The following is a 22,949-nucleotide window of genomic DNA, read 5'->3' as shown; positions in this document are numbered from 1 at the left end:
GATGTGCCTGGCGATCCCGGCGAAGGTGGTCGAGCTGCTGCCCGACGACATGGGCCGCGTCAACATCGAGGGGGTGGAGAAGGTGGTCAGCCTGGCGCTCGTCGACGGCGTGGCGGAGGGCGATTACGTGTTGCTGCATGTCGGCTACGCCCTCAGCCGCATCGACCCGGAGGAAGCCGCCCGCACCCTCGCCCTGCTCAAGGAAATGGGCGAGCTGGCGGAGCTTGAGGCCGGGGAGGCGGGGGCATGAAGTACGCCAGCGAATTCCGCGACGGCGCGCTCGCCCGCAAGGTCTGCACCGCCATCGCCGCCGAGTGCCAGCCCGGCCGGTCGTATACCTTCATGGAGTTCTGCGGCGGCCATACCCACACCATCGCCCGCTACGGCCTGGAGCAGATGCTGCCCGAGGCCATTCGGCTCGTGCATGGCCCTGGCTGCCCGGTGTGCGTGCTGCCCGTCGGGCGCATCGACAGCGCGTTGGAGCTGGCCCGCGACCACGGCGTGATCCTGTGCACCTACGGCGACATGGTGCGCGTTCCCGGCTCCCACCGCGACAGTCTGCTCAAGGCCAGGGCGGCGGGGGCGGATGTGCGCATGGTCTGGTCGACGCTGGATGCTTTGAAGATCGCGCGCGAGACGCCGGAGCGGCAGGTGGTGTTCTTCGGCATCGGGTTCGAGACCACGACGCCGCCCACGGCCATGGCGCTGAAGATGGCGAAGGCCGAACATCTGACGAATTTCAGCGTCTTCTGCAATCACGTGATGACGCCGCCCGCCATGCGCGCGGTGCTGGACGGCGAGGGGCTGCCGCTTCAGGGGATCATCGCGCCGGGGCACGTCTCCACCGTCATCGGCACCGGCCCCTACCAGGAGTTCGCAGACCGCGGACAGGCCATCGTGGTCTCGGGATTCGAGCCGCTGGACCTGCTGCAATCCGTCCACCGGCTGGTTCGGCAGGTGAACGAGTGCAGTCCGTGCGTCGAGAACGCATATGGCCGCGCCTTGCCGGACGGCGGCAACCCCAAGGCACGCGCCGTCATTGCCGAGACGATGACCGTGCGCGAAGGCTTCGAGTGGCGCGGCCTGGGCCGCCTGCCCGACAGCGCCCTGCGCATTGCCGACGCCTACGGCGCGTTCGACGCGGAACTTCGCTTCGCGCTTCCCTATCGCGCGGTGCCGGACCCCAAATCCTGCGAATGCGCCGACATCGTGCGCGGGCTCAAGCGGCCGGAGGAGTGCAAGCTGTTCGGCACGGCCTGCACGCCGGACACGCCCATCGGCTCGTGTATGGTGTCGGGCGAGGGCGCGTGTGCGGCGCACTGGCTCTACGGGCGGCACCGTCAGACGGCCGCCGCCGAATAGTCCCGAGGACCAAGACGAGAAGGATGCACCCCGCATGAGCGGCATGGAAAAGCCCCGCAACCGGCGCCTCTTCCCCCACGCCCTGGACGTGGCAAACGGCCGGGTGGACATGAGCCACGGCGCCGGCGGACGCGCCATGGCGCAACTGGTATCGGACCTGTTCGCGGCAGCCTTCGAGAACGAATACCTGGCCCAGGGCAACGACATGGCCGTGATGGCCCCGCCGCCGGGCCGGCTTGTGATGTCCACCGACGGCTACGTCATTTCGCCGCTGTTCTTCCCCGGCGGCGACATCGGGTCGCTGGCCGTCCACGGCACCATCAACGACGTCGCCATGAGCGGCGCGCGGCCGCTGTATCTGTCGGCGGGCTTCATTATCGAGGAAGGCTTCCCGCTGGCCGACCTGAAGCGCATCATCGAATTCATGGCCGGCGCCTCGCGCGCCACCGGCGTGCCCATCGTCACCGGCGACACCAAGGTGGTGGAGCGCGGCAAGGGCGACGGGGTGTTCATCGTCACCACCGGCGTCGGCGTGCTGCCGGAGGGGCTGCACATCTCCGGCGACAACATCCGGCCGGGCGACGCCATCCTGGTGTCGGGCTCCATCGGGGACCACGGCATCGCCATCCTGTCCAAGCGCGAGAACCTGGAGTTCGAGACGGCCCTGGAAAGCGACAGCGCGCCGCTGCACGACCTGGTGGCGCACATGGTCGCCGCCGTGCCCGAAATCCATTGCCTGCGCGACCCGACGCGCGGCGGCGTGGCGGCGACGCTGAACGAACTGGCGAACCAGTCCGACGTCGGCATGGCGCTGGACGAGGACGCCCTGCCGATCAAGCCCGCCGTGCGCGGCGCCTGCGAGCTTCTGGGCATCGACCCGCTGGGCGTCGCCAACGAGGGCAAGTTGCTGGCCTTCTGCCCCGCCGGCCGCGCCGACCGGCTGCTGGAGGTCATGCGGTCCCACCCGCTGGGAGCGGAGGCCGCCATCATCGGCCATGCAGAGGAGGGGCAGGGGCGCAACCTGGTCCGCCTGCGCACAAGCTTTGGCGGTGACCGCGTGGTGGAGTGGCTGAACGGCGAGCAGTTGCCCCGCATCTGCTGAGTTTCATGCATTGCGCATATACCGGAAAGCCCGGCCTTGCCCCGGCGCCGGTCGCCTGTCATAAAAGCGCAACGCTAGTGTAACGCAAGGCTCCGCCGGTCGTTGATCGCGGAGCCTTGCGTACATGCACGCGCGATCATTGGCGACAGGCGGTTCCCGTGGCGAAGAGCACCCTCGACAAGGACCTGAAGAAGATCAGCCGGCTGGAGTCGGCGACGGCGGCCACCGGTCGCACCTCCGGCGCCATCGGGCTGGCGCTTCTGTTCCTTATGGCGGTCTTTGCCTTCACCGTCGTGGTGGCGGAGGGGCAGTACGCTTCCTTCGTCATCGCCGCCGGCGTCATCGGCGGCTACATGGCGCTGAACATCGGCGCCAACGACGTCGCAAACAACGTCGGCCCGGCGGTCGGTTCGAAGGCGCTGACCATGGTGGGCGCGCTGGTGGTCGCTGCCATCTTCGAGGCCGGCGGCGCCATAATCGCGGGCGGCGAGGTGGTCTCCACCGTGTCCAAGGGCATCGTCGACCCGACGCAACTGCCCAGCACCGACGTTTTCGTGCGCGCCATGATGTCGGCCCTGCTCGCCGGCGCCCTGTGGATCAACCTGGCCACCATCATCGGCGCCCCGGTTTCCACCACCCATTCCATCGTCGGCGGCGTCCTGGGCGCGGGCGTGGCGGCGGCTGGTTTCGGCGCCGTGGACTGGGCGACCATGGGCGCCATAGCCGCAAGCTGGGTGATTTCTCCCGCGCTGGGCGGCGGCATCGCCGCACTGATTCTCGCCTTCGTCACGAGCCGCGTGCTGGAGGTCGAGGACAAGATCGCCGCCGCGCGGCGCTGGGTGCCGGCGCTGGTCGGCCTCATGACCTTTGCCTTCTCGCTCTACCTTGTGATGAAGGGGCTGAAAAAGGTTTGGGTGCCGCCGGCCGGCGTGCCGTGGCTGATTGCGCTGGCCACCGCACTGGGGGTCTGGGCGTTGACCCGGCCGCTGGTCCACCGGCGCTCGGTGGGGCTTGAGAACCGGCGCAAGTCGGTGGGCGAGCTGTTCCGCTGGCCGTTGATCTTCTCGGCTGCGCTGCTGTCTTTTGCCCACGGCGCCAACGACGTCGCCAACGCCGTCGGCCCCCTGGCCGCCGTGGTCGCCGCCGTGCAGGGCGCGGCGCTGGAGGCCAAGGTGGCGGTGCCCGGCTGGGTGCTGCTGGTCGGTGCGCTAGGCATCGTGACGGGCCTGCTGCTGTTCGGGCCCAAGCTCATCCGCACCGTCGGCGAGAAGATCACCCGCCTGGACCCGGCGCGCGCCTTCTGCGTCGCGCTGGCGGCCGCCATCACCGTGATCGTGGCGTCGGAATTCGGGCTGCCCGTCAGTTCCACCCACATCGCGGTCGGCGGCATCTTCGGCGTCGGCTTCTACCGTGAGTTCCGCGCCAACCGCTACACCTGGCATTGGCATGAACTGGATCCGGACGCTGCGCTCACCGCCGGTGGTCTGCCCACGGCGGCCGAGGGCGGCGAGTCCGCAGCCGCCGAGACCGGCGTCGAGCCACAGATTCTGGAAAAGCGCCGCCGCAAGGCCGAGAAGGCCCGCAAGCGCCGGCTGGTCCGCCGCCGCCACCTGCTGACCATCGTCGCCGCCTGGCTTGTGACGGTTCCCCTTGCAGCCCTTCTGTCAGCCGCTATCTTCGGGGTCTGGTCGGTGTTCCTGTAGAGCGGGCGCCGACCCCTCTCGAACGACCAGGGACAAGCGGGACATGATCGCGAAGGTGTTGACGGCGGCGGCTGTGGTGGCCGCCGCCTGGGCGGCCGTGCCGTCGGACGGGCTGGCGCAGCAGCCGGCGCGGGACACGGTGCGGGTGACGGGCTCGTCGACGCTCTACGGCTTCGCCACGCGGGTGGCGGAGCGCTTCGGCCGGGCCACGCCACACCGCACGCCGGTGGTGGAGTCGTCGGGCACCGGCGGCGGCATGGCGCGGTTCTGCGCCGGCATCGGCATGAACACGCCCGACATCACGCTTGCCTCCCGCCGCATCCTCGACAGCGAGATCGCCGCCTGCCACGACAACTCGGTGGACCAGATCACCGAGTTCAAGATCGGCTATGGCGGTCTGGTGGTGGTGCAGCCGACCGATGCGGAAAAGCTGGAGCTGTCGCGCCGCGACCTCTGGCTGGCATTGGCCGCGGAGGTGCCGGTGGACGGGCACATGGTGCCCAATCCCAACACCCTCTGGACCCACGTGGACAAGGACTTGCCGTCGACCCCCATCCGCGTCTACGGCCCGCCGCCTACGTCCGGTACGCGCGACAGCCTCATGCAACTGGCTCTGGAACCGGCCTGCCGCGCCGACAGCTACGTTTCCGGCCTGCCCGAAGCGGACCAGCGGCGCGTCTGCGGGCAACTGCGCGAGGACGGCGCCTACATCAACGTCAAGGAGGACGACGCCGAACTGATCAAGCGCGTCGCCAACGACGGCGAGTCGGCCGGGGTTCTGGGGCTGCAGTCGGCCCTGCACGCGGGCGGGCGGCTGCAGTACGCCAGCATGAGCGGCGCGCTGCCCTCGGGCGAGACCATCCGCACCGGCGAGTACCCCCTGATCCGCGCCTTGTACTTCTATGTGAAGGACGACCACCTGGGCCGCGTCTCCGGCCTCAAGGACTATGTCCAGTCCTTCGTCTCCACGGCGGCCATCGGCCCTGAGGGGTATCTGGTGGAGGAGGGCCTGATTCCGCTCGCCCCCACCGAGCTGGAGGACATGCAGGCCCGCGCCCTGAACCTTCCGGAGGGCTGATGACCGGCGCCGGGACGCCTCCACCGGTCTGCCTGCGCGCAGTGGAGGATGTTGGCCGGGCGGCGCTTCTTGCAGTGCGGGTGGCGCCGCATCAGGCGCGGTTCGTGCCCGACGTTGCGGCGACGCTCGACGAGGCTGCCGCCATGCCCGAGGTCCACCTGCGCGCCGTCTGCCTTGCCGATCGCGAGCCGCCGGCGGTGGTGGGCCTGTTGATGTACGCCCTGGACCGCGACGACAGGGCGCCATGGATCTACCGCCTGCTCATCGACCACGACAGCCAGGGCCGGGGTCTCGGCGGTGCTGCGCTTGAGGCCGCCGTGGCGGAACTGGCCCGGGCCTATCCGCTGCGCCCGGCGGTCTACATCGGCGTGCGGCCGGAGAATACCGACGCCCGCACGCTCTACGCCCGTCACGGCTTCCAGCCCGACGGCCGGGAAATCGGCGGCGAGATCGTGCTCAGGCGCGTGATGCGGGGGCGGTGAGGCGGGTGCGCCAGTCCGGGCACAAGAAAAAGGGGCGCCATGAGGCGCCCCTTTCCGTTTTTCAGGCCATTGGGCCGATGCTCAGTTCTTGGGGAGCTGCGCGTCGATGCCCTCGATGTACCAGTCCATGGACAGCAGGTCCTCGTCGGAGGCGGCCTCGCCCTCGGCGATGCGGACCTCGCCCTGGTTGTCCTTGATGGGGCCTTCGAAGATGACCAGGTCGCCGGACTCGATGTCCTTGACGATCTGGGTGGCTTCCTCGGCGACGTCCTCGGGGACCTTCGGGCCGAAGTCCGACAGCTGCACCATGCCGCTGTTCAGGCCGCCCCAGGTGTCCTGGCTCTCCCAGGTGCCGTCCATGACGGCCTGGACGCGGTCGATGTAGTAGTCCGACCAGTCGTCGACGATGGCGGTCGCCTGGGCGTTGGGGCCGAACTGCGACATGTCCGAGGCCTGGCCGAAGGCGATCAGGCCCTTTTCCTCGGCCAGCTGCATGGGCGCGGCGGAGTCGGTGTGCTGCACCAGGATGTCGGCGCCCTGCGCCACCAGCGTCTCGGCGGCCTCGCGCTCCTTGCCCGGATCGTACCAGGAGTTGACGTAGATAATCTTGACCTGCGCGTCCGGGTTGACCGAGTGCAGGCCCTTGGTGAAGGCGTTGATGCCGCGCACGACTTCCGGAATGGGGAAGGGTGCGATGTAACCGATGGTGTCGGACTCGGTCAGGCGGCCGGCCATGACGCCGATGGGATAGCGCCCTTCGTAGAAGCGGCCGGCGTAGGTGGAGACGTTGTCGGCGCGCTTGTAGCCCGTGGCGTGCTCGAACTTCACGTCGGGGTAGCGCTTGGCGACCTTCACCGTCGGGTTCATGAAGCCGAAGCTGGTGGTGAAGATCAGGTCATGGCCGGACTGGGCCAGTTGGTTGATGACGCGCTCGGCATCCGCGCCTTCCGGCACGCTTTCCACATAGGTGGTCTTCACCGCGTCGCCGAACTTCTCCACCACGGCCTGACGGCCCTTGTCGTGCTGGTAGGTCCAGCCGTGGTCGCCCACCGGCCCGACATAAACGAACCCGACTTTCAGCGGGTCGTCCTGCGCGACGGCGGCGCCGCCGGGCACGGTGGCGGCGGCGGACAGCGCCAGGGCGCCGGCCGCGAGGCTGAGCGCCGCACGGCGCGTCAGGGTCCAGGTCTTGGTCTTCATCCCACACTCACTCCCTGAAAGGACAGGACACGGAAGGCAAAGGCCGGCAAGGACGGTCAGCGCTCCGGGTGGAACACCTTGCCGATGGAGGCCGGCGCGTTCATGCGGATGCGCGTGGCATCGCGCGAGATCAGCACCAGCACGACGATAGTCGCGATATAGGGCAGCATGCTCATCAATTGCGAGGGCACGGCGATGCCCGCCCCTTGCGCATGAAGCTGCATGATGGTCACGCCGCCGAACAGCCAGGCGCCCAGCAGCACGCGAAACGGCCGCCATGTGGCGAAGACCACCAGCGCCAGCGCGATCCAGCCGCGGCCGGCGGTCATGTTCTCCACCCACATGGGCGTGTAGGCAAGGCTGAGGTAGGCGCCGCCCAGGCCCGCCATGGCGCCGCCGAAGGCGACCGCCATGTAGCGGATGCGGATGACCGGATAGCCGATGGCATGGGCCGCATGGTGGCTTTCGCCCACCGCGCGCAGCACCAGGCCGGCGCGCGTGTGGTAGAGGAACCAGGCGACCGCGCCGACAACGGCAATGGCGGCATAGACCATCAGGTCCTGGCTGAACAGCACGGGGCCGAGGACGGGAATGTCCGACAGCCAACCCAGGTCGACGGACGGCAGGGCGTCGAGCGGCTTGCCCACGTAGTCCTTGCCGACGAAGCTGGACAGGCCGATGCCGAAGATCGTCAGCGCCAGGCCGCAGGCCACCTGGTTTGCCAGAAGCGTGAGTGTCAGCAGCCCGAACAGCAGCGCCATGAGCACGCCCGCGCCCATGGCCGCCAGAAGGCCCAGCGTGGTCGAGCCCGTGGAGATGGATACCGCAAAGGCCGAGACCGCGCCCATGAGCATCATGCCCTCGACGCCCAGGTTCAGCACGCCGGACTTCTCCGTCACCAGTTCGCCGATGGCCGCGAAGATCAGCGGCGTTGCGGCACCCAGCATGATGACGATGAAGGGAACGAAGGATTCCATCAGGCGGCCTCCTCACGGGCCTCGGCGGGACGCGCGGCCCCGGCGGCCGTGCCGGCGGCGGGCGTGCGGTGCCAGCGCAGGCGGTAGCGGGTGAACAGGTCGGCGCCCAGCAGGAAGAACAGCAGCATGCCCTGGAAGACGCCGGTGATGGCAAGCGGCAGGCCCAGTTCGATCTGCACCACCTCACCGCCCAGGTACGACAGCGCCATCAGCAGCCCGGCCAGCAGGATGCCGACGGGGTGCAGGCGGCCCAGGAAGGCAACGATGATCGCCGTGAAGCCGTAGCCGGGCGAGACGCTGGGCGAAAGCTGGCCGATGGGGCCCGCCACCTCGAACAGGCCGGCCATGCCGGCCAGCCCGCCGGAGGTGAGGAAGGCTATCCACACCACCTTCTTCTGGCTGAACCCGGCATAGCCGCCGGCGGCCGGGGTCAGGCCGATGACCTTGACCTGGAAGCCGATCAGTGTGCGCGCCATGACGAACCAGCCGGCCACCACGATGAACAGGGCGATGGCCGCCCCGAGGTGCAGGCGGGTGAAGGGGATCAGCGTCGGCAGCAGGGCGCTGTCGTGGAACAGGCGGCTCTGCGGGAAGTTGAAGCCCTCCGGGTCCATGAGCGGCCCGTGGACGAGATAGCTGAGGAACAGCGTCGCCACGTAGGTCAGCATCAGGCTGACCAGGATTTCCGATGCGTTGAACCTGGTCTTCAGCAGTGCGGGAATGGCGCCCCATGCCATGCCGCCCAGCGTGCCGGCGATCACCATCAGCGGCAGCAGCCAGAAGCCCTCCACCTCGTAGAAGGCCAGGGCGACGGCGCCGCCGCAGACGGCGCCCAGGGTCAACTGGCCCTCGGCGCCGATGTTCCAGACGTTGCCCCGGAACCCGATGGACAGGCCGATGCCGATGAGCACCAGCGGCGTGGCCTTCACGCCGATCTCCGCCAAGCCGTTGAGGCTGGTCAGCGGCTGAATGAAGAAGGCGTACAGAGCCTCCAGCGGCGGGTATCCCAGTGCCGCAAACAACACGCCGCCGGCAAAGGCCGTCAGCAGCGCCGCGATGACGGGCGTCAGGTAGATTACGGAGCGCGGCGTGTGGCTGCGCAGTTCCAGGCTAGGACGCATGGGCGTCACCCTCCCAGGCGTCGGTCGTATCGAACACGCCGCCCATGAGCAGGCCGATCTGCTCCACTGTCGCCTCGTGGGCGGGGCGGCTTTGCGACAGGCGGCCGTGATACATGACGGCGATGCGGTCGGACAGCACGAACAGCTCGTCCAGGTCCTGGCTGACGATCAGGACCGCCGTCCCCTCGTCCCGCAGGTCCATGAGCGCCTGATGAATGGCCGCCGCCGCGCCCGCGTCCACGCCCCAGGTGGGGTGCGCGGCGATCAGGATGCGGGGTTTCCGCATGATCTCGCGGCCGATGATGAACTTCTGGAGGTTGCCGCCCGACAGGCTCTTGGCCGTGGCGTGTGCGCCCTTGCCGGCCACGACGTTGTAGGCGTCGATGATCTTTTCCGCCAGCCCATGGGCGCGGCTGAAGCGGATCATGCCGCGCGAGACCATGTCGTCGCCGGTGCCGCGCGACAGAAGGGCGTTCTCCGCCAGGCTCATGTCGGGCACGGCACCCCGGCCGAGCCGTTCCTCGGGCACGAAGCCCAGGCCCATGGCGCGGCGCTGGCGCGGGCCCAGATGTCCGCTGGGTACGCCCTCCAGCCGCACGGAGCCCGGGTCCTGCACCAGAAGCTCGCCGGACAGGGCCGACAGAAGCTCCGCCTGCCCGTTGCCCGCGACGCCCGCGATTCCCAGGATCTCGCCGCCGCGCACCTCCAGGTCCACGTCCACCAGCGTCGTGCCGAAGGGGCCCGAGGCGGCAAGGTTGAGGTTGTGGACCGTCAGCCGTGCTTCCCCGGTCTTGCGGCCTTCCGCCGCACCGGCGGGCGTGGCGTAGTCGGACCCGATCATCATCTGCGCCAGCTCGCGCGCCGTCTTTTCCGTCGGGTCGCAGGCATCCACCACCTTGCCGGCCCGCAGGATGGTCGCCCGGCCGCACAGCGCGCGAATTTCGTCCAGCTTGTGGGAGATGTAGAGGATCGTCCGCCCCTCGTCGCGCAGGGCGCGCAGGGTGGTGAACAGCTGCTCGGCCTCCTGCGGGGTGAGCACGCTGGTCGGCTCGTCCATGATGAGCAGCTTGGGGTCCTGCAGCAGGCACCGCACGATCTCGACGCGCTGGCGCTCGCCCACCGACAGGGCATGGACGGGGCGGCGCGGGTCCAGCGGCAGGCCGTAGCGTTCCGAGACCTCGCGGATGCGGTCTTCCAGGACGCGGATCGGCGTCCTATCCCCAATTCCCAGCGCCACGTTCTCGGCCACGGTCAGCGAGTCGAACAGCGAGAAGTGCTGGAAGACCATGCCGATGCCAAGCTTGCGCGCCTCGGCGGGGGAGGGGATGACGACAGGCCGTCCTTCCCACAGGACATCGCCCGAATCGGCCTGGAGCAGTCCGTAGACGATTTTCACCAGCGTCGACTTGCCGGCGCCGTTCTCGCCCAGCAGCGCGTGGATTTCGCCGGCGCGCAAGGCGAGGCTCACATCGTCGTTGGCGACGGTGCCGGGAAAGGCCTTGGTGATGCCGCGCAAGACAAGGCGCGGCACGGCGCCCGCGGAAACGTTTGCGCTGGCGGAACCTGAATGGATGTCGGGGGACATGCCTCTTCCATCGATGGAGCCGGCGCCGCCGTGGCCCGTCGCCGGCCGACCCGAAAACGCCGCACGTTTAAAGGCGTAAGCGGGGCGGGTGATCCAAGTCGTCCTTTTAGCGGAATGCACCGATTGTGCCAATTCCATTACACCCGAAAATCGCACTTTTTTGCACGCCCTTTTGGTCCCAGGCGGCCACCTGCCCATTTCGTCACCAACGGACGCCGCAGCCGCGAGCATGTTGACAGAATGTTCTCATTGCCGCCATCATCGGCCGCACGGAACAGAAACGGAACTCGCGACAGGTGCCATGGTGCCCGACAGCCTCAGCCTTCCCTTGCCCGAGCCATCCCCGCCCCCCGGCGGTCCGGTCAGGCCGCCGGAGCGTCCGGCGGCGGCCAAGCGCGGCAGCCGGACGCGGCGGCGCGCGTCGGGGCGGACGCAGGGCGACCTGTTCAGCTTTCCGCGGCGCCCTCTGGCGCAGCCCGCGCCCGCCGCGCCGGGGCCGTGTCCCGAGCCTGAAGAGGCGCCGCAGGTGGTGCTCGAAGACCTGGAGTCGGCCGCGACAGCGGATCTGATCGCGCGGCTGGATGCGCTGCTCGACGACGGGCGCCCCGCCATGGCGGCCTTCGTCGCGCTGGCCGATGCCCTGGGCGGCCGGGGCGACCGGGCGGCGACGGCGCCGCTGCTGCGGCTCGCGCATCGTTTCGCCGGCTTCGACCGCGACGTCGGGGCGCCGGAGATGCGGGCTGCGCTGGCGGCGCTGGCGCGGCTTAACGATCCCGCCTGCGCCAGCGTGGTCACGGACCTGGCGACGCTCGACGCGCTGTCGTCCGAGTCGCTGGCCCTGGCGCTCGGCTGCCTGGCGACCCTGCGCCATCGCCCGGCGGCTCCGCTGGCCCGCCGGCACCTGACGCATGAGGCGCCGGCCGTGCGGGTTGCGGCCTGCGACCTGGCGGCGCGCCTGCGGCTGCGGCCGAGCGGGCCGGCGCTGGAGGCCCTGCTCACCGATCCGGCGCCGGGCGTGGCGGCGGCTGCGGCGCTGGCGCTTGGGTCTCTGGGCCTTCCGGCGGGGCGGGCGCCGCTGGAGACGTGGCTGTCGACGGCGGCCCCGGTGGACCTGCCGCGCGTGGTCCGGGCGCTCGCCCCGGTGGCGGATGCGGACACGGCGGTGCTGCTTGGCCGGGCGGCGGAGCGGGCGGACCTGGACGGCCGTCTGGCGGTGGTCGCCGCGCTGGGCGACCTGGGCGGCCGGGCGGCGGTCACCTGGCTCTGTCGTCTGGCCCGGGACCGCAAGCCGGCGGTGCGGGGCGCGGTGGCCGAGGCCCTGGAGAAATGCGCCGACACGACGGCGGCGCCGGTCCTCCAGGAACTGGCGGCCGACGACGACCCGGCGGTCGCCGATGCGGCGGAGCAGACGTTGCAGGCCCTGGCGGAACAGGCGACGGAATGGTGAGGGAAGAACACGAACGAAATTCGAGGGAGCCGGCAGCCCCCGCGCACTCCCCGCGCTAGTGCCTTTTTTTTCAATCGAACGTGATCGAAAAGGGCGACATAGAGTCGCGACTGCGACCCCGCGCCCGTAAGGGGCGTGAGCCTCAGTGGCGCTTGAACGCCCCTCAGGCGCGACCGCGCCGGAGGGGAAGGCGTTCTAGTGGTTCATGGCCGAGGCGTCAGGGCGCGGGGTCGGGGCACTGGTGGGGCGTTTGCAGGCTCGGGCAGGTCTCGACGTCGCCCTTGTCCTCGTCGGTCAGGCCGATCCAGTCGCGCACGGCCGCCGGATCGAAGCCCACGCGGCGCTCGTGGCCCACGCGCATGAGCGGGCGGCGGATGAGCAGCGGGTCGGCCAGCATGAGCGCCAGCGCCGCCTCGGCCGTCACGGACGCCGGGTCCACGGTGCCGGCCTTCACCGCCGGCGCCGCCGTGTTGAACCACTCGGTCACCGGCCGGTCGCCGAAGTAGGCGGCCAAGTCCCCGGCCGTCCACGGTTCAGTGAGCAGGTTGCGTGCTTCGACCGTGTGGCCCGAGGTGGACAGCCACGCCTTCTGCTTCGTGTTGTTGCGGCAACCGGGCTTTTCATAGAACACCACGTCGGCCATGGGAGGGTCCTTCTTCCGCGTTACGTCTCGATGCCGGAAAGCGTCAGCAAGGCGTTGGTCTGCTTGAATATTTCGCCCTTGGCCGTGCCGTCGAGGCGGGTGAGCCAGGGACGGGGGATGGCGTCCACGCCATAGGTCGCGCCAGCCAGCATGCCGGCGATGGCGCCCGTGGTGTCGGCGTCGCCGCCCTGGTTGACGGTTTCGATGATGCACTGCTTGAAGCTGTCCGTCCGGAAGTAGAAGTGCAGCACGGTCTGGATGGTATCGACCACATAGGCGCTGCTCTGGCCCTTGTAGGGCTCGAAGCGGAAGGTCTTGTGGCGCTCCACCAGGTCCGTCGCCAGTTCGCGGCAGTCGCGCATGGTGCCGCCCAGGATCAGACGCCGGACCATCTCGCCCACCGTCACCGTGGCATCGTCCGAAAGCGGGTGGTTGTGGGTGATGTGGGCCTGCTGCCGGCACCACTCGGCGCAGCGCGCGGCGTCGGGCAGGGTGGCCAGCACGGCTGGCAGGGTGCGCATGACGGCGCCGTTGCCGGCGTCGCCCTCGTGGTACTCGGTCTGCAGCGTGCCCTTGGTGATGTAGCGCCGGATGCCGCGTCGGCAGGTGTTTCCCACGTCCTTGGGCTTGGTGCGCAGCCACTCGGCAAAGGACTGGTTGACGTCGCCCAGGTCGAAGCCGCCGGAGCGCACCAGCGACCGGCCCAGCGCCAGCGACATTTCCGTGTCGTCGGTCACTTGGCCGGGCTTCAACCGCAGCCAGCCGCCGCCGATCATCTTGGCGTGTACGCCGTATTGCGCCTGGATTTCGCTGCGCGTCATGAACTCGACGGTGGCGCCCAGGGCATCGCCCACGGCCAGGCCCAGGTAGGCGCCGAGCGCCCGGGCGTGCAGGTCGGGACTCTCCATGGTCAGGCGGTGTCCTTGTGTCTCGATGCGTGAAGCCTCGGCACCCTCTGCGGGGTGCTTGACGAACATTTCCCGCCGTTTCTCCCTTCGTGACCGCGTTCCGCTGCGGCCTCTTGATTAGAAGTATGACACGTTGACGGCATAATCGCCGCCGATAACGAGGAACTCGTCCTCGCCTTTCAGCGGATGCACCGGCAGAAGGCGCGAGAAGAAGACCACCTTGGCCGCCGGCACGCGCGCTTCCAGGATGTTGTCGCCGAAACAGTCCGCGATCTCCCGCTCCGACGTGAAGGAGACGAGGTTGTTCATGCGGATGACCACGCGGCGCTTGTCCAGCCGCTCCACCATCTGGTGCTCGTCGTAGTCGTTCACACCGCGCCAGAGCGTCAGGTGGCTTTCCCCCGGTGCGATGAACCGCTCCAGCGCCCATTGGCAGAAGCCGTACATGATGTCCAGCTGCACGTAAATGCTGTTGTTGTGGAAGCGGCTCGACATCTTTTCGCTGATGTAATCCGCCCACGCCTTGCATCCCATGGCCGGGATAGGCCCCTTGTGGAAGGTTGGGAACAGGCCGAAGCGGCTTTCCACCCAGCCCTTCAGCACCGCCCCCTCGGGGCTGTTGTTGTCGTAGCCCCACCCCTTGAACAGGCGCAGGTAGCTGGACCGGAACCGCCGCACGCCACCGTCGCTGCGCCGCGCCTTTTCGTGCTGCTCCGGCTCCAGGTCGAAGACGGCGGCCATGTATTTATGGAAGGCCTCCGCCGCGTCGGCCAGCGTCGGGCTGTCGTCCAGCATGGTGAAGAACGATCGGTTCATTTCGCGCACGCCGGCGATGGGCAGCGGCACGGGATGCTCGTTGTAGGCGCGGCTTGCCAGCAGCGGCGTCGGCACCCCCACCAGGTTGGTGGAGTGCCCGACGGCGGGCGGCGGAGGCGCCGTGCTGGCGCGGGCGGCGATGGTCACGGCCGCGATCTCCCGGAACACTTCTGAAGCCTGGATGTGCCGCGTAGTATGCCCGCTACAAAAATGTGGGGAAACCCTTATTCGGATACCTCTGGCGCCGGGCTCCCGCTGTGGGGGTCGCGACACTGTGTCGGCGGATTGTCGGGTTCGCAACAGGCCCGCATCGGCCCTTCCGAGACCCGGAGTGCCGGTGTAGTCGCATGATAAAAAAGGATTTTTCCTTTCGCAAGCGATGAGCTGCGGAACTGGCACGGCCGCTGCAAGGAAGGGCCTGCGAGGCGGGAGCGACCCCGCCGCAGAGTTTCGCACACAGCACACACTCAGGAAGGAGAATTCCATGTCGCTGCGTCAGATCGCCTTCTACGGCAAGGGTGGCATCGGTAAGAGCACCACCTCGCAGAACACCCTGGCCGCCCTGCGGGAACTGGATCAGAAAATCCTCATCGTGGGCTGCGACCCCAAGGCGGACTCCACCCGCCTGATCCTGAACGCCAAGGCCCAGGACACCGTGCTGCACCTGGCCGCCGAGGCCGGGTCCGTCGAGGACCTGGAACTCGAGGACGTGCTGAAGATCGGCTACATGGACATCAAGTGCGTCGAGTCCGGCGGTCCGGAGCCGGGCGTCGGCTGCGCCGGCCGCGGCGTCATCACCGCCATCAACTTCCTGGAAGAGAACGGCGCGTATGAAGGCGTCGATTACGTGTCCTACGACGTGCTGGGCGACGTGGTGTGCGGCGGTTTCGCCATGCCGATCCGTGAGAACAAGGCCCAGGAAATCTACATCGTCATGTCCGGTGAGATGATGGCGCTGTATGCCGCCAACAACATTTCCAAGGGCATCCTGAAGTACGCCAACTCCGGCGGCGTCCGCCTGGGCGGCCTGATCTGCAACGAGCGCCAGACCGACAAGGAACTGGAACTGGCCGAGGCCCTGGCGGCCAAGCTGGGCTCCAAGCTGATCCACTTCGTGCCGCGCGACAACATCGTCCAGCACGCCGAACTGCGCCGCCAGACGGTCATCCAGTACAACCCGGACTGCCAGCAGGCTGAGGAATACCGCCAGCTCGCCAAGAAGATCCACGCCAACGGCGGCCAGGGCGTCATTCCGACCCCGATCTCCATGGAAGAGCTGGAAGAGATGCTGATGGACTTCGGCATCATGAAGACCGAGGAACAGGCCCTCGCGGAGCTGGCCGCCAAGGAAGCCGCGGCCGCCAACTAAGGCGCGACCAAGCATCCAACCTGGCGGGTCCGGCCGCGCCGCATCCATGCGCTGAAGGGGGCGCGCGGTGCCGCCGGACCCCGCTCCGGGCCCTTCCGGGCCGGTACTTGAAGGAGGGAAGGCGATGAGCCTTGACTACACCAACGACGCCGAGCTTTCGAAGAAGCTGATCGAGGAAGTCCTCGAGGCGTATCCCGAGAAGGGCGCCAAGAAGCGCAAGAAGCACCTGAACGTGGCCGACGGCAAGTCGGACTGCGGCGTCAAGTCCAACGTGAAGTCCGTTCCGGGCATGATGACGGTGCGCGGCTGCGCCTACGCCGGTTCCAAGGGCGTGGTCTGGGGCCCGATCAAGGACATGGTGCACATCAGCCATGGTCCGGTCGGCTGCGGTCACTATTCCTGGTCCCAGCGCCGCAACTACTACATCGGCACCACGGGCGTGAACGCCTTCGGCACCATGCAGTTCACGACCGATTTCCAGGAACGCGACATCGTCTTCGGCGGCGACAAGAAGCTGGAAAAGACGATCGACGAGATCAACGAGCTGTTCCCGCTGAACAACGGCATCTCGGTGCAGTCGGAATGCCCGATCGGCCTGATCGGTGACGACATCGAGGCCGTCGCCCGCAAGAAGGCCAAGGAAACCGGCAAGACCATCGTGCCGGTCCGCTGCGAGGGCTTCCGCGGCGTGTCCCAGTCGCTGGGCCACCACATCGCCAACGACGCCGTGCGCGACTGGGTGCTGGAAAAGGCCGACGTGCAGTGGGAAGGCACCGACTACGACGTCGTCATCATCGGTGACTACAACATCGGCGGCGACGCCTGGGCCTCGCGCATCCTGCTGGAAGAGATGGGCCTGCGGGTCATCGGGTCGTGGTCGGGCGACGCCACCCTGGCGGAGCTGGAGCGCGCGCCCAAGGGCAAGCTGAACCTCATCCACTGCTACCGTTCCATGAACTACATCTGCCGCTTCATGGAAGAAAAGTATGGTGTGCCCTGGATGGAGTACAACTTCTTCGGTCCGTCTCAGATCGAGGCCAGCTTGCGCAACATCGCCAAGCAGTTCGACGAGACGATCCAGCAGAACGCCGAGAAGGTCATCGCCAAGTACCGTCCGCTGGTCGACGCGGTTACGGAAAAGTACCGTCCGCGCCTGGAGGGCAAGACCGTGATGCTGTACGTCGGCGGCCTGCGCCCGCGTCACGTCGTCACCGCCTACGAGGACCTGGGCATGGAGATCGTCGGCACGGGCTACGAGTTCGCCCACAACGACGACTACCAGCGCACCGGCGACTACGTGAAGGAAGGCACGCTCATCTACGACGATGCGTCGGCCTTCGAGCTTGAGAAGTTCATCGAGGGCCTGCGCCCCGACCTGGTGGGCTCCGGCGTCAAGGAAAAGTACCCGACCCAGAAGCTGGGCGTGCCCTTCCGCCAGATGCACTCGTGGGACTACTCGGGCCCGTACCACGGCTATGACGGTTTCGCCATCTTCGCCCGCGACATGGACATGGCGATCAACAACCCGGTGTGGGGTCTGTTCCAGGCTCCGTGGAAGGCCGCGTAAGCGGCCTCCGACCTCCGGCTCCACACTGTTCAGGAGTATCCGATATGCCTCAGAGCGTTGAAAAGGTCCTCGACCATCAGCCGCTGTTCCGCCAGCCCGAATACACCGAAATGTTCAAGGCGAAGAAGGAACAGTTCGAGTGCGGCCACCCGGACGAAAAGGTCCAGGAGATCGCGGACTGGACCAAGTCCTGGGACTACCGTGAGAAGAACCTGGCCCGCGAGGCCCTGGTCGTGAACCCCGCCAAGGCCTGCCAGCCGCTGGGTGCCGTGTTCGCCGCCGCCGGTTTCGCCGATACCCTGTCGTTCGTGCACGGCTCGCAGGGCTGCGTCGCCTACTACCGCTCGCACCTGTCGCGCCACTTCAAGGAGCCGTCCTCGGCCGTCTCCTCGTCCATGACGGAAGACGCGGCCGTGTTCGGCGGCCTGACCAACATGGTCGACGGCCTGGGCACCGCCCACAAGCTGTACAAGCCGAAGATGATCGCCGTCTCCACCACCTGCATGGCGGAAGTCATCGGCGACGACCTGCACGCCTTCACCTCCGCGGCGAAGGAAAAGGGCTCCATCCCCGAGGACCTGGACGTGCCGTTCGCGCACACTCCGGCCTTCGTCGGCAGCCACACCACCGGCTACGACAACATGATGAAGGGCATCCTGCAGTACTTCTGGAAGAAGCAGGAGCGAACGGCCGGCGAGAGCCTCAACATCATCCCCGGCTTCGACGGTTTCGCGGTCGCCAACAACCGCGAAATCAAGCGCATGCTGGACATGATGGGCGTCGAGTACACCCTGCTGTCCGATGTTTCCGACGTCTACGACATGCCGGCCGACGGCACCTTCAACATGTATGCCGGCGGCACCAGCATCGAGGACACCAAGGCGGCCATGAACGCCAAGGCGACCCTGTCGATGCAGCAGGCCTGCACCGCCAAGACCCTGGAATACGCCGAAAGCGTGGGCCAGCAGGTCAAGGCGCTCAACTACCCGCTGGGCGTGCAGGGCACCGATGCCTTCCTGATGGCCGTCAAGGAACTGACGGGCAAGGACATCCCGGAAGAGCTGCTGGTGGAGCGCGGCCGCCTGGTCGACGCCATCGCCGACAGCATGAGCCACCTGCACGGCAAGAAGTTCGCCATCTACGGCGACCCGGACTTCTGCCTGGGCATGGCGCAGTTCGTCATGGAACTGGGCGCCGAGCCGACCCACGTGCTGGCCACCAACGGCACCAAGTCCTGGGGCAAGCAGATGGAAGCGCTTCTGGCCTCCTCGCCCTATGGTGAAGGCTGCCAGGTGTGGGCCGGCAAGGACCTGTGGCACCTGCGCTCCCTGCTGGCGACGGAGCCGGCCGACTTCCTGATCGGCAACTCCTACGGCAAGTACCTGGAGCGTGACCTGAAGATCCCGCTGATCCGCCTGACGTTCCCGATCTTCGACCGTCACCACCACCACCGTTTCCCCACCTGGGGCTACCAGGGTGGCCTGCGCGTGCTGGTGACGCTGCTGGACAAGGTGTTCGACACGATCGATGCCGCCACCAACGAGACCGGCGTGACGGACTACTCGTTCGACCTCACCCGGTAGCGCCGGAACCGCTTCTCTCGCGGAAGCCGGCCGGAAGGGAAACCTTCCGGCCGGTTTTCTTTTGTGGGGGGCGAGAAGCCATGTCACACATCCGACAATTGGCACGGACGCGACAAAGCGACACTCCCCCAACCCCTTGAAAATCCGCCGTTTTCCCTCTGGCACAGGGGTTGCAACCACGCAGGCATCACCCCCTCGGGACCACTCCCCCGTTCCGCCGAGGAGACCGCGATGCTGAAGCAGAAAGTCCAGGAGCTGTTCAACGAGCCCGGCTGCGCCACCAACCAGGCGAAGTCGGACTCCGAGCGCAAGAGAGGCTGTTCCACCAAGGGCCTGATGCCCGGTGCCGCCGCCGGCGGCTGTGCCTATGACGGGGCGCTCATCGCCCTGCAGCCGATCACCGATGTGGTCCATCTGGTGCACGGCCCCATCGCCTGCGCCGGCAATGCCTGGGACAACCGCCATGCGGCGTCGTCCGGGTCGAAGCTGTACCGCATGGGCTTCACCACCGACATGAGCGAGCTGGATGTCATCCACGGCGGCGAGAAGAAGCTGTGGAAGGCCATCAAGGACGTGATCGCCGACCGCAACCCGCCGGCCGTCTTCGTCTACCAGACCTGCGTTCCGGCGCTGATCGGCGACGACGTGGAAAAGGTCTGCGAGGTGGCGACGGAAAAGCTGGGCGTACCGGTCATTCCGGTCAACGCGCCGGGCTTCGTGGGATCAAAGAACCTGGGCAACAAGCTGGGCGGGGAGGCGCTGCTCGACCACGTCATCGGCACCATGGAACCCGACGACGCCGGCCCGACGGACGTCAACATCATCGGCGAATACAACCTCTCCGGCGAGTTGTGGCAGGTCAGGCCCCTGTTCGAGAAGCTGGGCATCCGGCTGCGCGCCTGCATCACCGGTGATGCCCGCTATCGCGACGTCGCCACCGCCCACCGGGCGCGGGTGAACATGATGGTCTGTTCCCAGGCGATGATAAACGTCGGCCGCAAGATGCAGGAGCGGTGGGGCATTCCGTACTTCGAGGGCAGCTTCTACGGCATCGAGGACACCTCCGACGTCCTGCGCACCATGAGCCGTCTACTGGTACAGCAGGGCGCGGACGCCTCGCTCATCGACCGCGCGGAAGCGCTGATCGCGAAGGAAGAGGAAAACGCCTGGGCCGCGATCCGTGCCTACAAGCCGCGGCTGGATGGCAAGAAGGTGCTGCTCTACACCGGCGGCCACAAGAGCTGGTCGGTGGTCTCCGCGCTGCAAGAGGTGGGGATGGAGGTGGTGCGCACCTCCGTCCGCAAGGCCACCAGCAACGACAAGGCGCGCGCGCTCGACCTCATGGACGGCGAGGAAAGCGCGCTGGTGGGCGCCATTCCCGCGCCCGAGATGTACCGGATGCTGGAGGAGGGCGAGGCCGACATCATGCTGTCGGGCGGTCGCACCCAGTTCGTGGCGCTGAAGGCCCGCCGGCCGTGGCTGGATATCAACCAGGAGCGGCACTACGCCTACGCCGGCTACGTCGGCATGGTGGAACTGGTGCGCCAGCTCGACAAGGCCGTGAACAATCCCATGTGGGCGACCGTCCAGAAGGACGCGCCCTGGGACGCCGACGGAAACATCCTGACGGGCGGGGAGGGCTGAAGCCATGCACAAGCCGAGCGACACGTTCGTCATCGCGCGCAAGTCCGCCTCCACCAACCCGCTGAAGATGAGCCCGCCCCTGGGTGCGGCCATGGCGTATCTCGGCCTGGACGGCTGCCTGCCGCTGTTCCACGGAAGCCAGGGCTGCACGGCGTTCGCGCTGGTGCTGCTGGTGCGCCACTTCAAGGAAGCGATCCCGTTCCAGACCACCGCCATGAACGAGGTGACCACCATCCTCGGCGGCATGGACAACGTGGAACAGGCGGTGCTGAACATCCATGCGCGCGCCAGGCCGAAGATCATCGGCATCTGCTCCACCGGGCTGACGGAAACCCGCGGCGAGGACACCTTCGCCGACGTCCGCACCATCCAGGCGAGGCACGCCGAAACACTGGGCGACACGCAGCTGGTCTTCGCCGCGACGCCGGACTTCGCCGGCGGGGTGCAGGAAGGGTGGGGCAAGGCGGTCTCGGCCATGATCGACCGCTTCGTGCCCCAGGGCGACGGCACGCGCACGCTCCGGCAGATCAACGTGCTGGCCGGCGCACACATGAGCCCCGGCGATGTGGACGAACTGCGCGAGATCATCGAGGCCTTCGGACTGGAGCCCATCAACCTGCCCGACCTGTCGGGATCGCTCGACGGGCACGTGCCGGGCCGCCACATCGGCACCACCTACGGCGGCACGACGCTTGAGGACATGGGCCGCATGCACCGCTCCGCCTGCACGCTGGCGATCGGGGAGCACATGCGCATCAGCGGAGAGCGGCTGGAGGCCCGCACGGGCGTGCCGACCCGCTTCATCGACGGGCTGACGGGGCTGGAGGCGGTGGACCGGCTGGTGGTGACGCTGGCCGAGATCAGCGGCCAGCCGGTGCCCAAACGCCTGCGCCGCCAGCGCAGCCAACTGGTGGACGCCATGCTGGACGGCCACTTTCACTTCGGAGGCAAGCGCATCGCCATCGCCGCCGAGCCCGACCTTCTGTGGGCGCTGGGGCCGATCTTCACCGGCATGGGCGCGGAGCTTTCCACGGTGGTCACCACCATGCCCGCCCCGCACCTGGAGGCGCTGGACTGCGGCAAGGTGATCGTCGGCGACCTGGGCGACCTGGAAACCGGCGCGGCGGAAACCGGCGCCGACCTGCTCGTCACCCACAGCCACGGCCGACAGGCGAGCGAACGCCTGGGCCTGCCGCTGTTCCGCGTCGGCTTCCCGCAGTTCGACCGCATCGGCGCGGCGCATCAGACGCTTGTGGGCTATCGCGGCACGCGGGCGCTGGTCTGCGACCTCGCCAACACCTTCATCGACCACGCCCACCACGCCAGCCCGGCCGACTGGGCCGGACTCGGGTCAGGGGAGGGGAGCCATGGCGGTTCGCAAGCTGCGGCTGGTTGAGGATGCCGACGGAGACACCACGCTCGCCGCACGGCCGGAACGCAAGAGGGGCACCATGAAGATCGCCTTCACCACCCAGGATATGAAAACCGTCGACGCGCACTTCGCCTCGGCCCGCAACATCGCCGTCTACGAGGTTGATGATGCTGGATACCGCTTCCTCGAAGCCATGCAGTTCGACAACACGAGCAACGAGGAAGGCAAGCACACCGACGACGGCGAAGACCGCATCGCGGCCAAGATCGGCGCGCTGGACGGCTGCGCCATCCTGTTCGTGAAGGCCATCGGCGGCCCGGCGGCGGCCAAGGTGGTGGCGGCGCGGGTCCACCCCATCAAGGTGCCCGAGCCCGAGCCCATCACACAGGTTCTGGACCGCACCGTGGCGATGCTCAAGGGCACGCCGCCGCCCTGGCTGCGCAAGGCCCTGGGCAAGACCGACGAACGCGACCTGTCGTTCCTGGACGAGGAGGACTGACCCGATGACCGACGCGCCCGTGCTGGAGCTGACGCCCGAGGAGGCGGCAGCCATGAAAGGCCCCTTCGTGAAGGAGCTTGTCAGCCAGATCCGCGCCCAGGACAGCTACGGCGCCTGGGAAAAGAAATCCGACCGCGAGCTGCTGGACGACTTCATCGTCACCAGGGAACAGCGCCGCGAGATCCCCATCATCGGCGACCCGGACCCCGACATCCTGTGGCGGGTGGAACTGTTCTACGCTGCTGTCGGCCTCGCTGTGGAACGCCGCACGGGCAAGATGTGCAGCCCCATGATGAAGATGAGCCACGAGGGTTTCGGCCGCGTCATCATGACGACGGGCCGTCTGGTGGTGGTCGCCAAGTCCCTGCGCGACGTCCACCGCTTCGGCTTCGAGACCGTCGCCAAGCTGGAGGAGGCGGGCGAGAAGATGGTCGCCGACGCGGTCAAGTGGATCGAAACCTTTCCGGCTGTCGCGGACGCATGAGGGGCCG

21 protein-coding genes are annotated in these 22,949 nt (G+C 67.9%); 14 read left to right on the top strand and 7 right to left on the bottom strand.

Annotation, left to right across the window (positions count from 1 at the left end; translation table 11 throughout):
• The first annotated feature begins 1 nt into the window (after window position 1).
• From LG334_RS13300 to LG334_RS13275, 6 genes are all read left to right on the top strand, one after another.
• Window positions 2-250 carry a HypC/HybG/HupF family hydrogenase formation chaperone gene (locus tag LG334_RS13300; protein WP_404378766.1) on the top strand — a complete coding sequence of 83 codons (249 nt, stop codon included), beginning with the start codon at window positions 2-4 and terminating at the stop codon, window positions 248-250.
• On the top strand, window positions 247-1,362 hold the full coding sequence (hypD, locus tag LG334_RS13295; RefSeq protein WP_404378765.1) for a hydrogenase formation protein HypD: 1,116 nt from the start codon (window positions 247-249) through the stop codon (window positions 1,360-1,362). Before LG334_RS13300 ends, hypD begins: the two co-directional genes overlap by 4 nt.
• 34 nt (window positions 1,363-1,396) lie before the next feature.
• Window positions 1,397-2,464, top strand: a complete 1,068-nt coding sequence (hypE, locus tag LG334_RS13290) for a hydrogenase expression/formation protein HypE (RefSeq protein WP_404378763.1) — start codon at window positions 1,397-1,399, stop codon at window positions 2,462-2,464.
• 158 nt (window positions 2,465-2,622) lie between these two features.
• Window positions 2,623-4,167: an inorganic phosphate transporter gene (locus LG334_RS13285; protein ID WP_404378762.1), complete on the top strand. Its 1,545-nt coding sequence runs from the start codon at window positions 2,623-2,625 to the stop codon at window positions 4,165-4,167.
• Window positions 4,168-4,210: 43 nt separating this feature from the next.
• Complete coding sequence (locus LG334_RS13280; protein ID WP_404378760.1) at window positions 4,211-5,245, top strand: substrate-binding domain-containing protein; 1,035 nt, start codon at window positions 4,211-4,213, stop codon at window positions 5,243-5,245.
• On the top strand, window positions 5,245-5,727 hold the full coding sequence (locus LG334_RS13275; protein ID WP_404378759.1) for a GNAT family N-acetyltransferase: 483 nt from the start codon (window positions 5,245-5,247) through the stop codon (window positions 5,725-5,727). The genes LG334_RS13280 and LG334_RS13275 overlap by 1 nt, the downstream gene beginning before the upstream one ends.
• An 81-nt stretch (window positions 5,728-5,808) precedes the next feature.
• Here the strand turns inward: LG334_RS13275 and LG334_RS13270 are convergent, their stop codons facing one another.
• From LG334_RS13270 to LG334_RS13255, 4 genes are read right to left on the bottom strand one after another with little or no spacing between them, the layout of a single operon-like run.
• A complete protein-coding gene (locus LG334_RS13270; protein WP_404378758.1) occupies window positions 5,809-6,927 on the bottom strand; it encodes a BMP family ABC transporter substrate-binding protein in 1,119 nt (372 codons plus the stop codon).
• 56 nt (window positions 6,928-6,983) lie between these two features.
• Window positions 6,984-7,904: an ABC transporter permease gene (locus tag LG334_RS13265; protein WP_404378757.1), complete on the bottom strand. Its 921-nt coding sequence runs from the start codon at window positions 7,902-7,904 to the stop codon at window positions 6,984-6,986.
• Window positions 7,904-9,025: an ABC transporter permease gene (locus LG334_RS13260; RefSeq protein ID WP_404378756.1), complete on the bottom strand. Its 1,122-nt coding sequence runs from the start codon at window positions 9,023-9,025 to the stop codon at window positions 7,904-7,906. The genes LG334_RS13265 and LG334_RS13260 overlap by 1 nt, the downstream gene beginning before the upstream one ends.
• Entirely contained in the window at window positions 9,015-10,610 is a 1,596-nt protein-coding gene (locus tag LG334_RS13255; protein ID WP_404378755.1) for an ABC transporter ATP-binding protein, read from the bottom strand. The genes LG334_RS13260 and LG334_RS13255 overlap by 11 nt, the downstream gene beginning before the upstream one ends.
• Window positions 10,611-10,911: 301 nt before the next feature.
• On the opposite strand from LG334_RS13255, the gene LG334_RS13250 reads away from it, so the two are divergent.
• On the top strand, window positions 10,912-12,057 hold the full coding sequence (locus LG334_RS13250; RefSeq protein WP_404378753.1) for a HEAT repeat domain-containing protein: 1,146 nt from the start codon (window positions 10,912-10,914) through the stop codon (window positions 12,055-12,057).
• A gap of 217 nt (window positions 12,058-12,274) precedes the next feature.
• Here the strand turns inward: LG334_RS13250 and LG334_RS13245 are convergent, their stop codons facing one another.
• The 3 genes from LG334_RS13245 to LG334_RS13235 all read right to left on the bottom strand — a co-directional run bounded on the left by LG334_RS13245 (window position 12,275) and on the right by LG334_RS13235 (window position 14,571).
• Window positions 12,275-12,700 carry an ArsC/Spx/MgsR family protein gene (locus tag LG334_RS13245; protein WP_404378752.1) on the bottom strand — a complete coding sequence of 142 codons (426 nt, stop codon included), beginning with the start codon at window positions 12,698-12,700 and terminating at the stop codon, window positions 12,275-12,277.
• Between the two features lie 20 nt (window positions 12,701-12,720).
• On the bottom strand, window positions 12,721-13,608 hold the full coding sequence (gene draG, locus LG334_RS13240) for an ADP-ribosyl-[dinitrogen reductase] hydrolase (protein ID WP_404386378.1): 888 nt from the start codon (window positions 13,606-13,608) through the stop codon (window positions 12,721-12,723).
• Window positions 13,609-13,725: 117 nt separating this feature from the next.
• The gene (locus LG334_RS13235) at window positions 13,726-14,571 is read right to left on the bottom strand and encodes an NAD(+)--dinitrogen-reductase ADP-D-ribosyltransferase (protein ID WP_404378750.1); all 846 of its coding nucleotides are present in this window, start codon (window positions 14,569-14,571) and stop codon (window positions 13,726-13,728) included.
• Between the two features lie 337 nt (window positions 14,572-14,908).
• On the opposite strand from LG334_RS13235, the gene nifH reads away from it, so the two are divergent.
• The 7 genes from nifH to LG334_RS13200 all read left to right on the top strand — a co-directional run bounded on the left by nifH (window position 14,909) and on the right by LG334_RS13200 (window position 22,942).
• Window positions 14,909-15,793, top strand: coding sequence for a nitrogenase iron protein (gene nifH / locus LG334_RS13230; RefSeq protein ID WP_404378748.1), 885 nt, complete (start codon window positions 14,909-14,911; stop codon window positions 15,791-15,793).
• 124 nt (window positions 15,794-15,917) lie between these two features.
• On the top strand, window positions 15,918-17,360 hold the full coding sequence (gene nifD, locus LG334_RS13225; RefSeq protein WP_404378746.1) for a nitrogenase molybdenum-iron protein alpha chain: 1,443 nt from the start codon (window positions 15,918-15,920) through the stop codon (window positions 17,358-17,360).
• A gap of 44 nt (window positions 17,361-17,404) precedes the next feature.
• Window positions 17,405-18,943 (top strand): nitrogenase molybdenum-iron protein subunit beta, encoded by a 1,539-nt coding sequence (nifK, locus tag LG334_RS13220; protein ID WP_404378745.1) that lies wholly within the window; start codon window positions 17,405-17,407, stop codon window positions 18,941-18,943.
• 231 nt (window positions 18,944-19,174) lie between these two features.
• Complete coding sequence (nifE, locus tag LG334_RS13215) at window positions 19,175-20,587, top strand: nitrogenase iron-molybdenum cofactor biosynthesis protein NifE (protein ID WP_404378743.1); 1,413 nt, start codon at window positions 19,175-19,177, stop codon at window positions 20,585-20,587.
• Window positions 20,588-20,591: 4 nt separating this feature from the next.
• Entirely contained in the window at window positions 20,592-21,983 is a 1,392-nt protein-coding gene (nifN, locus tag LG334_RS13210; RefSeq protein ID WP_404378742.1) for a nitrogenase iron-molybdenum cofactor biosynthesis protein NifN, read from the top strand.
• Window positions 21,955-22,458 (top strand): nitrogen fixation protein NifX, encoded by a 504-nt coding sequence (gene nifX, locus LG334_RS13205; protein WP_404378740.1) that lies wholly within the window; start codon window positions 21,955-21,957, stop codon window positions 22,456-22,458. The genes nifN and nifX overlap by 29 nt, the downstream gene beginning before the upstream one ends.
• A gap of 4 nt (window positions 22,459-22,462) precedes the next feature.
• Window positions 22,463-22,942, top strand: a complete 480-nt coding sequence (locus tag LG334_RS13200; protein ID WP_404378739.1) for a NifX-associated nitrogen fixation protein — start codon at window positions 22,463-22,465, stop codon at window positions 22,940-22,942.
• The last annotated feature ends 7 nt before the right edge of the window (window positions 22,943-22,949 follow it).

The organism is Caenispirillum salinarum, from assembly GCF_044803115.1.
GTDB lineage: Bacteria > Pseudomonadota > Alphaproteobacteria > Rhodospirillales > Rhodospirillaceae > Caenispirillum > Caenispirillum salinarum_A.
The sequence above is the reverse complement of the archived record's forward strand: the minus strand, read 5'-3'. Positions and strand labels throughout refer to the sequence as shown.

Coding starts and splice junctions, on each gene's coding strand:
- LG334_RS13300 (WP_404378766.1), top strand. CDS start 2: ATGTGCCTGGCGATCCCGGCGAAGGTGGTCGAGCTGCTGCCCGACGAC.
- hypD (WP_404378765.1), top strand. CDS start 247: ATGAAGTACGCCAGCGAATTCCGCGACGGCGCGCTCGCCCGCAAGGTC.
- hypE (WP_404378763.1), top strand. CDS start 1,397: ATGAGCGGCATGGAAAAGCCCCGCAACCGGCGCCTCTTCCCCCACGCC.
- LG334_RS13280 (WP_404378760.1), top strand. CDS start 4,211: ATGATCGCGAAGGTGTTGACGGCGGCGGCTGTGGTGGCCGCCGCCTGG.
- LG334_RS13275 (WP_404378759.1), top strand. CDS start 5,245: ATGACCGGCGCCGGGACGCCTCCACCGGTCTGCCTGCGCGCAGTGGAG.
- LG334_RS13270 (WP_404378758.1), bottom strand. CDS start 6,927: ATGAAGACCAAGACCTGGACCCTGACGCGCCGTGCGGCGCTCAGCCTC.
- LG334_RS13265 (WP_404378757.1), bottom strand. CDS start 7,904: ATGGAATCCTTCGTTCCCTTCATCGTCATCATGCTGGGTGCCGCAACG.
- LG334_RS13260 (WP_404378756.1), bottom strand. CDS start 9,025: ATGCGTCCTAGCCTGGAACTGCGCAGCCACACGCCGCGCTCCGTAATC.
- LG334_RS13255 (WP_404378755.1), bottom strand. CDS start 10,610: ATGTCCCCCGACATCCATTCAGGTTCCGCCAGCGCAAACGTTTCCGCG.
- LG334_RS13250 (WP_404378753.1), top strand. CDS start 10,912: ATGGTGCCCGACAGCCTCAGCCTTCCCTTGCCCGAGCCATCCCCGCCC.
- LG334_RS13245 (WP_404378752.1), bottom strand. CDS start 12,700: ATGGCCGACGTGGTGTTCTATGAAAAGCCCGGTTGCCGCAACAACACG.
- draG (WP_404386378.1), bottom strand. CDS start 13,608: ATGGAGAGTCCCGACCTGCACGCCCGGGCGCTCGGCGCCTACCTGGGC.
- nifH (WP_404378748.1), top strand. CDS start 14,909: ATGTCGCTGCGTCAGATCGCCTTCTACGGCAAGGGTGGCATCGGTAAG.
- nifD (WP_404378746.1), top strand. CDS start 15,918: ATGAGCCTTGACTACACCAACGACGCCGAGCTTTCGAAGAAGCTGATC.
- nifK (WP_404378745.1), top strand. CDS start 17,405: ATGCCTCAGAGCGTTGAAAAGGTCCTCGACCATCAGCCGCTGTTCCGC.
- nifE (WP_404378743.1), top strand. CDS start 19,175: ATGCTGAAGCAGAAAGTCCAGGAGCTGTTCAACGAGCCCGGCTGCGCC.
- nifN (WP_404378742.1), top strand. CDS start 20,592: ATGCACAAGCCGAGCGACACGTTCGTCATCGCGCGCAAGTCCGCCTCC.
- nifX (WP_404378740.1), top strand. CDS start 21,955: ATGGCGGTTCGCAAGCTGCGGCTGGTTGAGGATGCCGACGGAGACACC.
- LG334_RS13200 (WP_404378739.1), top strand. CDS start 22,463: ATGACCGACGCGCCCGTGCTGGAGCTGACGCCCGAGGAGGCGGCAGCC.